Here is an 8,380-nt window from a genome sequence, read left to right as displayed (position 1 = left end):
TACAAACGACTCACATTCATCTTTCCACGAACATCGTCGAATTTCCAAAATCTTCAATACACCAAGCGATGGTTTCGTTCTTCGTGCTGAATCATTTTATAGCGTTGCTTCTTTTTTTGATGAAATAGAGGCCCCAAAGGCGTCTGGCCGTAGGGCGTCGTCGGCGGCGTCAGATGTGTATAGGGGCCAGGTGCGGGTGGCCTCCGCCAGCTCGGTCAGGACGCCGTCCGCGGTGAGGGCGGCGCCCCGCACGCGCTCGGCGGTGCGGCGTTCGGGCGTGAGGGCGCGGGCGGCGGCCTCCACCCGGTCCGCATGCGCGCGCTCCGGCAAGCTGCGGGGCAGGCCGTCGCGCCAGTGGTCGGCGGCGGCGAGCAGACGCACCGCGCGGGGCAGGTCGCCCAGCAGGGCCAGCGCCTCGGCCGCCCTGTCGACGAGCGCCGCCGTGACGACCTCCGAGCACCGCTGCTCGACGGCGGTGCGCAGGGCGTCGGCCAGCAGGGGCAGCCCGTGCTCCGGGCCGGACTCGGCGACCGTGACGCACGCGCCGACGGCCCGCAGCATCGCCTCGAACTGCGGAGGCGGGGAGCTGCGCCGGCTCTCCACGCAGGCCGCCTCCCACTGGGCGCGCGCACCGGCGACGTCCCCCTCGTCGAGGGCGATCTGCGCGCGCAGCAGCAGGACGAACGCCCGGGAGTCCGCCACCCCGTACCGCTCGGCCGCCGCGCCCGCCTCGTCCAGGATGGCCAGGGCACCGGCACGGTCCCCCGAGCGGTAGGTGATCTCCCCGAGCCGGGCCAGGAGGAACGGCGACTCGGCGTGCGCGCCCACCTCGTGGGCCAGGCGCAGCGCCTCCTCGTACTCCCCGCGCGCCTCCTCGAACCGTCCGCGCGCGATGGCGGCCTCGCCGGCGGCACTGCACACCTGCGCGCGCATCCAGCGGTCGCCCACATGTCGGCTGAGCCGCCGCAGCTCGGCCAGGTCGGTGTCGACGCCGCTCAGGTGGCCGGGGGCGTCGACGACCATGTGGGTGCGGAACATGAGGGCGACGCCGATCTCCCAGTCACCGCCGTGCGCACGGCAGTTGGCGACGACGGCGTCCAGCGCCGGCCCGATCGCGTCGGGGTCGCCGACGAAGTGCAAGGTCATCGGCCAGAGGATCCCGGGGAACCGGGCGGCGCGCGGCCCGCCGTGTTCGAACGCGGCCCGCACCCGGGTGACGTACCGCCCGAACCGCTCGTCGCCGGCCGTGCTCCTCGGGTCGGACTCGGTCGTCAGGAACAGGTACAGCATCCGCAGGTCCATCCGCAGCGCGTGCAGCGGGTGGTGCCGCTCGTCGCCGGGGGCCTCCAGGAACGCGTCGACCGGGTCGGTGCAGTCGGTGGGAGGCGGGGTCCCGGCGCCGCCGTACGGCTTCTGACCGGGCACGGCCGCAGGGTCGCCGCCGGGGTCGTGACCGGGCGCTACCGCGGGGACGCCGCCGGCGTCGAGGGCCGCGCCCAGGCACAGCACGCTCCGGACCCATTCGATGGCCTCCCGCCGGTGGTTGCGCAGCCACCAGAACCATCCCATGGCGAGGACGAGTTCGCCCGCGTCCTGCTCGTCGCCGGCCAGGAGCGCGCGGTGCAGGGCCGCCCGGATGTTGTCCAGTTCGGTCTCCAGGCGGGCGATCCACGGCAGTTGGGCGGCGGACCGGAGCAGCGGGGCGGCCTGCTCGGCCAGCGCACGCGCCCACGCGCGGTGCCGGCGTTCGGCCGCGGCGCGCACCTCGGGGACCTCGGCGGCGCGCTCGTCGGCGTACTCGTGGATGGTCTCCAGCATGCGGTAGCGCATGCCGCCGTCCTCGCCGGGGGTCGCGACGACCAGGGACTTGTCGACGAGCGCCCCGAGGACGTCCGCGACGGGGCCGGTGCACACGGCCTCGGCGGCGGCGAGGTCCCAGCCGCCGGCGAAGACGGAGACCTCGCGCAGCACGGTCCGCTCCCGTTCGTCCAGCAGGTCCCAGGACCAGTCCACGACGGCCCGCAGGGTCTGCTGGCGGGGCAGGACCGTACGGCTGCCGGCGGTGAGCAGGCGGAAGCGGTCGTCGAGCCGGTCGGCGATCTGCCGGGGAGTGAGCAGCCGCAGCCGGGCGGCGGCCAGCTCGATGGCGAGGGGCAGGCCGTCGAGGCGGCGGCAGATCTCGGCGACGGCCTCCTTGTCGCCGAGCACGTCCTCGCCGTCGGGGCGGACGGCGGCGGCGCGTTCGGCGAAGAGGCGGTGCGCCTGGTCGGGGAGCAGCGGCTCGACCGGGCGCACCACCTCGCCGGGGACGCCGAGGGGTTCACGACTGGTGGCGAGGATCGTGAGCCCCGGGCAGCGGGTGAGCAGGGTCTCGGCGAGGTCGGCGGCCGCACCGATGACGTGTTCGCAGTTGTCGAGGACCAGGAGCTGACTGCGCGGGGCGCAGTGCTCGATCAGCAGGGCCACGGGATCGTCCTGCGGGGTCGCCAGCTCGTTGGTCAAGAGCACGGTCTCCCGCAGACCGAGCGCGCTGACCACCGCGCCGGGCACCGCCTCCGGCCGGTCGAGCGGGGCCAGCTCGACCAGCCATGCCGACGGCAGCCGGGCGGCGGCCTCCTCGGCGAGACGGGTCTTGCCGGACCCGCCCGGTCCGGTCAGCGTGACCAGTCGGGCCCTGTACAGATCGGAACGAAGGGCGGCGAGTTCGGGTTCCCGGCCCACGAAAGAGGTCAGGCGAGGACGGATGTTGCCGCCGCGTTCGAACGGCCGGTCCTCGCCCCGGGGCGCGGTCGGCCCGTCAGGAATCGATTCCGCGCCGGACGGGGGGACGGACGTGACAGCCCCGAACGCCGGTGCGGGCGCGGACGCGCCCGCCGGGGCAGATACGGGCGAGGATGTGCCCGCCGGGGTGGGCGGGGACGTCGTCGCAGGCGGCGATGCAGAAGTCGGTGCAGGCGTCTCCGCAGGCGCGGGTGCGGACGTCTCCCCAGGCGCGGGTGCAGCCGTCCCTGCAGGCGCGGGCGCGGGCGGCGATGCGGGCGCGGGGGCCGCTCCGGGTCCCGGCCCCGGCCCTGCTGAACCGGAGGCCGGGGCAGGCGCGTGTGCGGGGCTCGCCGGGGCCGCCGGCGAGGCGTGCTGCCCGGAGGGGCTGAGCAGTTCGGCGTGCAGGGCGCGCAGTTCCGGGCCGGGATCGGTGCCCAGGCCGTCGGCCAGGGCCCGGCGGGCGCGCTCGTAGGCGGCCAGGGCGTCGGCGCCGCGCCCGGTGTCGCGCAGGGCGCGGATGAGCAGGCAGTGCAACGGCTCGTCGTACGGGTGCGCCGCCGTCAGTTCCACCAGTTCCGGTATGGCCTCCTGGGCGCGGCCCAGCCGCAGCGCCGCGGCGGCGCGGGCGCGCCGGGCCTGGAGGAGCAGGGCCTCGGGACGGGCGGCGGCCGTGCGGTCGGGCAGGTCGGTCAGAGCGGGCCCGCGCCACAGGGCGAGGGCGGCGTCGAGGACACGGGCCGCGGCGGGGGCGTCACCGCCGTCGAGGGCGGCGACGCCGTCCCGTACGAGCCGTTCGAAGACGAACAGGTCGATGTCGTCGCGCTGCGCGGCGAGCCCGTAGCCGCCCGACGCGGAGCGCACGGCGTCCTTGCCCAGGGCACGGCGCAGCCGGCCGATCAGGGCCTGCAGCGCGGCCGGGGCGTCCTGGGGCGGGGCGTCGCCCCAGACCTCGTCGATCAGGACGTCGGCGGGCACGAGCCGCCCGGGCCGCAGGGCCAGGGCGGTGAGCAGGGCGCGCAGGCGCGGGCCGCCGACGGGTACGGCTGTGCCCTGGTCGTCCTCCGCCTGGGTGACGCCCAGGATTGTGTACCGCACCGGCTCATTGTCGCCCGGGGGAGCGCGAGGGGGCACACGGTTTGCCGCCGTCGCGCCCGTCGCGCCGGTCACGCCTACGACACGCGCGCTCGTCATGCCTACGACGCGCGCCCTCCGGACGCCAGCGCTCCCCGTTGCGGGGTGATGCCCGTGGGCACGGCACGCGCGCGTGCCGGTGTTCCGGTCCAGCACGTGCCGCGGCGGGCCAGCAGGCGCCGCAGCCACAGTTCCAGGGAGACCAGGTCGGCCAGGCCGTCCAGGGGCAGGGACTCGCCGTGGGCCGCGGCGCGCAGCGCCTTGCGCACCACGCGCGCCTCGACCAGCCCGGCCTCGGCGAGCAGGGGCGTGGCGAACAGGGCCATCAGGTCGTCGGCCGCGGCGCGCAGGCCGGCGCGGGCGGCGGCGGACGCGCCGGCGTGGGAGGGCGCGCCCCAGCCGGGGGGCAGCTCGCCCACTCCGGCGCCTTCGAGGACCGTGCGCAGGATGGCCGCGCGCGCTCCGGGCTGGACGCGCAGGGCCTCCGGCAGGGCGCGGCAGGCGCGGACGACCTGGTTGTCGAGGAAGGGCGCGTGCAGCCGCTGGGAGCGGATCTCCGCGGCCTGTTCCAGGACCCGCAGGTCCGCGGCGTGCCGGGCCAGGGCGGCCCGCGCGCGGTAGTCCCCCGGGCGCTGGCCCGGCAGGAGCGCCGAGCGACCCGTCGCGCTCTGCAGCCGAACCGATACTTCAGCCAGCGCCTCGCCGGTCAGCCAGCGCGCGGCGGGCCCCGGTCCGGCCCAGGTCAGGGCGGCCAGGGAGGCGCCCACCGCGCCCGTGGGCTCGTCGAAGCGGCGGTGCAGCAGCCGGTCGGCGAGCAGGTCGACTCCCGTCCGGTACGGCGTCCGTGCCAGCCGTCGTGCCGCGCTGTACACGCGCGCGGGGACCATCACCGACCCGTCGGCCTTGGCGAGCGCGGCGACGGGCCGGACGAGGTGGCGCCGCTTGCGGTCCATCAGCAGGTCGGCCAGGCGCGCGGGGTGGGCGTCCAGCACCTGGCGGGCGCCGTGCCCGGTGAAGTGGTCCGCGCTGCCGGCGGCCAGGCGGGCGCGGTGCCGGGCCGCGGTGACCAGGGAGGGGCCGGGCTCGTCGGTGAGCGGGCCGTCCAGATCGGCGTACGGCAGGACGTCCTCGCCTCCGGTGACCACCACGTGGTGCAGGCGCGGGTTGGCCGCGAGCGCGCCGGCGCGCTCGAGTTCGGCCTCGCGCCCGCCGACGGCGAGGTCGTTGAAGGTGACGGCCAGCAGCCGCTCGCCGGCCCCCGTGCCGTGACCGAGAAGCGTGCCCGGGTTGCCGGGCAGGCCCGCCGCGAGCAGCGCGAGCGTCGCCGAGGCCGGTCCGCCGGACAGGTCCGACCCGACGCCCGGAACCGGCATGCCGCGGGCGGCGCGGCGGTCGGCGGGGCCCATGCCCGGCACCGGGCCGGGGTCCACGGCGGGCACGTGGCGGGGTGCGGCGAGGCGGGCGCGGACGGCCTCCACCAGGGCGTCCCGTACGGCGTCCACGGCGCTGTGCGGGTCGGCCGGGGGCGCCGCCACGGCGAGCGAGGCGACCGGCTCGTACCCGGCGATCTCGTGCGCGCCGGCACGCAGGATCAGCGCGTGCCCCGGCGGAATGCGCCGCACGCCCGCGTACGGCGTGGAGTCCTCCAGTGCGGCGGGCACGTCGGGCGCGGCGAGCAGCGCCGCCAGGTGGGTGAAGTCGAGGTCGGCCTCGACGAGGTCGGCCAGCGGCAGCGCGGCCGTGGCGTACGCCGTGCCGCCGGCCCAGGGGGTGTGGAAGACCGGGCGGGCGCCGGCGAGGTCGCCGCAGACGGTGATGCGCCGGCCCACCTGCACGACGGCGGTGTAGCTGCCGGGCCAGGCGGTCAGGTGGCGCAGTGCGCCCCCGCGCGCGGCGAACAGGCCGACCCGCAGTTGTTCGTCGCTGGCGCCGCAGATGCCGAGGACCGCGATCCGGGTCTGCGCGTCGACCTGCACCAGCCGGATCTCGTCCGGCCGCCAGTCACCCACCGCCCACAACGGGTCGGGGTCGCCCCACAGCAACTGGGACCCCACCGGATACACGGTCTCGCCGTCGAGGCCGGTGGCGCCCGCGGAGCCGATCCGGCCCGCTCCCGCGGCGGCGCTGCTCCACCCCACCAACCACCGCATCGACGCCTCCACGGCCTGTGGACAACCAGTGCACCGTACGAACCGGGTCCCATGCTGCCACGAAGGAGGCGCACCGGAGGGCAGGCGGAGCCGCCTTTGCCGCGCCGCACGCGCCCCTGCGTGCGACCGCTGCGACGCCGAACGCCCCTGCGAGAAAGGGCAGGTGACATCCCGGGAGCGTCCCGACGACGGCCGCGGAGCGCCCCGGCGGCGCATCCGGTCGGCACATGCCCGCCGACCTGAATGCGCCCCCTGATGCGCCCCCTCAACACCCGTGCGCCGCCAACTGCCGTGGTGGGAGGGGTGGTCGGTGGCGAGAAGCGGGATCGATTTTCGGCCAAATCAGCGATACGGGGACAGGCGTGTGCACGCTCCGTGCACGCCGCACCGCACGCGCGGCCAACGCGTGGCCCGGGAGGCGGAGTTCGCCTCCCGGACCGTCCCGCCGCCCGCGGGGATTGAGACGGCGGTGTCCCCCAGCCCACTGGATCCAGTACAGCGGGCCGACCCACGCACCACCATGGAACCGCTCCCCGGGTGGCCGGAGGAGAGCGCACACACAGGCGCACGGCCACACAGCGGGAGCACGCGGCCACGGTCCGTGCACACCGCGTCCTTCCGCGCGGGCCACAATCCCGCCATCCGGCAGAATGCCCCTTAACGCTTGGGATGCGGAGAACTACGCTGGGTTTACGAATGCCGCGTGGTTATGCCAGCGCGGCAGCCGTCTGTGTCGAGGGGTGGCGCATGTCCAGGGAGCAACGCGGGCCGAACGAAAAGCTCGGCGCCGTTCTCGCCCTCGCGGGAATCAGCAACGCAGGGCTGGCGCGACGCGTCAACGACCTCGGCGCGCAGCGCGGGTTGACACTTCGCTACGACAAGACCTCGGTGGCGCGCTGGGTGTCGAAGGGAATGGTGCCCCAGGGCGCCGCGCCGCACCTCATCGCGGCCGCCATCGGGCAGAAACTCGGCCGCCCGGTGCCGCTCCACGAGATCGGCCTGGCGGACGCGGACCCCGCGCCCGAAGTGGGCCTCGCCTTCCCCCGGGACGTCAACCAGGCGGTGAAGTCGGCGACGGAGCTGTACCGGCTCGACCTCGCCGGCCGGCGGGCCGGCTCGGGCGGCATCTGGCAGTCGCTGGCCGGATCGTTCGCGGTCAGCGCGTACGCCACGCCCGCCTCCCGGTGGCTGATAACCCCGGCCGACAGCTCGGTGGCGCGCGAGGCGGCTCCGGCGGAGGGCTCCGGCGCACCGATCAAAGTCGGCCACAGCGATGTGCAGAAGCTGCGGGAGGCCGCGGAGGACGCCAGGCGCTGGGACTCCAAGTACGGGGGCGGCGACTGGCGTTCGTCCATGGTGCCGGAGTGCTTACGGGTGGAGGCGGCGCCGCTGCTGCTCGGCTCCTACTCCGACGAGGTGGGCCGGGCCCTGTTCGGCGCGAGCGCGGAACTGACCCGCCTGGCCGGGTGGATGGCCTTCGACACCGGCCAGCAGGAGGCCGCGCAGCGGTACTACATCCAGGCGCTGCGCCTGGCCCGCGCGGCGGCCGACGTGCCCCTGGGCGGCTACGTCCTGGCGTCGATGTCCTTGCAGGCGACCTACCGCGGCTTCGGTGACGAGGGCGTCGACCTCGCCCAGGCCGCCCTGGAACGCAACCGGGGCCTGGCCACCGCCCGCACCATGAGCTTCTTCCACCTCGTCGAGGCACGCGCGCACGCGCGCGCCGGCGACGCCCAGGCGGCCGGCGCGGCCCTGAAGGCCGCGGAGAGCTGGCTGGAGCGCTCCCGGGACGGCGACAACGACCCCTCCTGGCTCGGCTTCTACGGCTACGACCGGTTCGCCGCCGACGCCGCCGAGTGCTACCGCGACCTGAAGGCGCCCCGCCAGGTCCGCCGCTTCACCGAGCAGGCGCTGTCGCAGCCGACCGAGGAGTTCGTGCGCTCGCACGGCCTGCGCCTGGTCGTCTCGGCGGTCGCCGAGCTGGAGTCGGGGAACCTGGACGCGGCCTGCGAGCAGGGCGTGCGGGCGGTGGAGGTCGCCGGGCGCATCTCCTCCGCGCGCACCACGGAGTACGTCAAGGACCTGCTGCACCGCCTGGAGCCCTACGGCGACGAACCGCGCGTGGCGGAGCTGCGCGAGCGGGCCCGACCGCTGCTGATGACGCCGGCCTGAGCGGGGCGGGGGCGGCGGGTTCGGCGGGGGGGGCGGGCGCGCCGGACGGCCGGGACGCCGCCCCGCCGGCGCCGCCCGTGCCGCGGCCGGCGCCGATCCCGGTGCCGAACGTCTTGCGCACGATGGCGAAGGCGTGGTCCAGCTGCGCCTCCAGGTCGCCCTGG

Annotated in this window: 3 protein-coding genes and 1 pseudogene; 1 reads left to right on the top strand and 3 read right to left on the bottom strand. The window is 76.0% G+C overall.

From position 1 onward, the window contains the following. Window positions 1-96: 96 nt before the first annotated feature. Both GV126_RS18825 and GV126_RS18820 read right to left on the bottom strand, forming a co-directional pair. Window positions 97-3,858, bottom strand: coding sequence for an AfsR/SARP family transcriptional regulator (locus GV126_RS18825; RefSeq protein WP_159668190.1), 3,762 nt, complete (start codon window positions 3,856-3,858; stop codon window positions 97-99). A 98-nt stretch (window positions 3,859-3,956) separates the two neighbouring features. Next, on the bottom strand, window positions 3,957-6,044 hold the full coding sequence (locus tag GV126_RS18820; RefSeq protein WP_159668187.1) for an asparagine synthase-related protein: 2,088 nt from the start codon (window positions 6,042-6,044) through the stop codon (window positions 3,957-3,959). 747 nt (window positions 6,045-6,791) lie between these two features. On the opposite strand from GV126_RS18820, the gene GV126_RS18815 reads away from it, so the two are divergent. Beyond that, window positions 6,792-8,216 (top strand): NsdA family TPR-like regulatory protein, encoded by a 1,425-nt coding sequence (locus GV126_RS18815; protein ID WP_028421392.1) that lies wholly within the window; start codon window positions 6,792-6,794, stop codon window positions 8,214-8,216. On the opposite strand, the pseudogene GV126_RS36570 reads toward GV126_RS18815, so the two are convergent. Beyond that, window positions 8,119-8,380 (bottom strand): annotated as a pseudogene (locus GV126_RS36570) (hypothetical protein); the annotation flags it as partial. The gene GV126_RS18815 and the pseudogene GV126_RS36570 overlap by 98 nt on opposite strands.

Source organism: Streptomyces mexicanus (assembly GCF_902506575.1).
Taxonomy (GTDB): Bacteria; Actinomycetota; Actinomycetes; order Streptomycetales; family Streptomycetaceae; genus Streptomyces; species Streptomyces mexicanus.
The sequence above is the reverse complement of the archived record's forward strand: the minus strand, read 5'-3'. Positions and strand labels throughout refer to the sequence as shown.

Bases quoted from the DNA above. Each gene is read 5' to 3' on its own strand.
- GV126_RS18820 (WP_159668187.1), bottom strand. From the start codon at position 6,044: ATGCGGTGGTTGGTGGGGTGGAGCAGCGCCGCCGCGGGAGCGGGCCGG.
- GV126_RS18815 (WP_028421392.1), top strand. From the start codon at position 6,792: ATGTCCAGGGAGCAACGCGGGCCGAACGAAAAGCTCGGCGCCGTTCTC.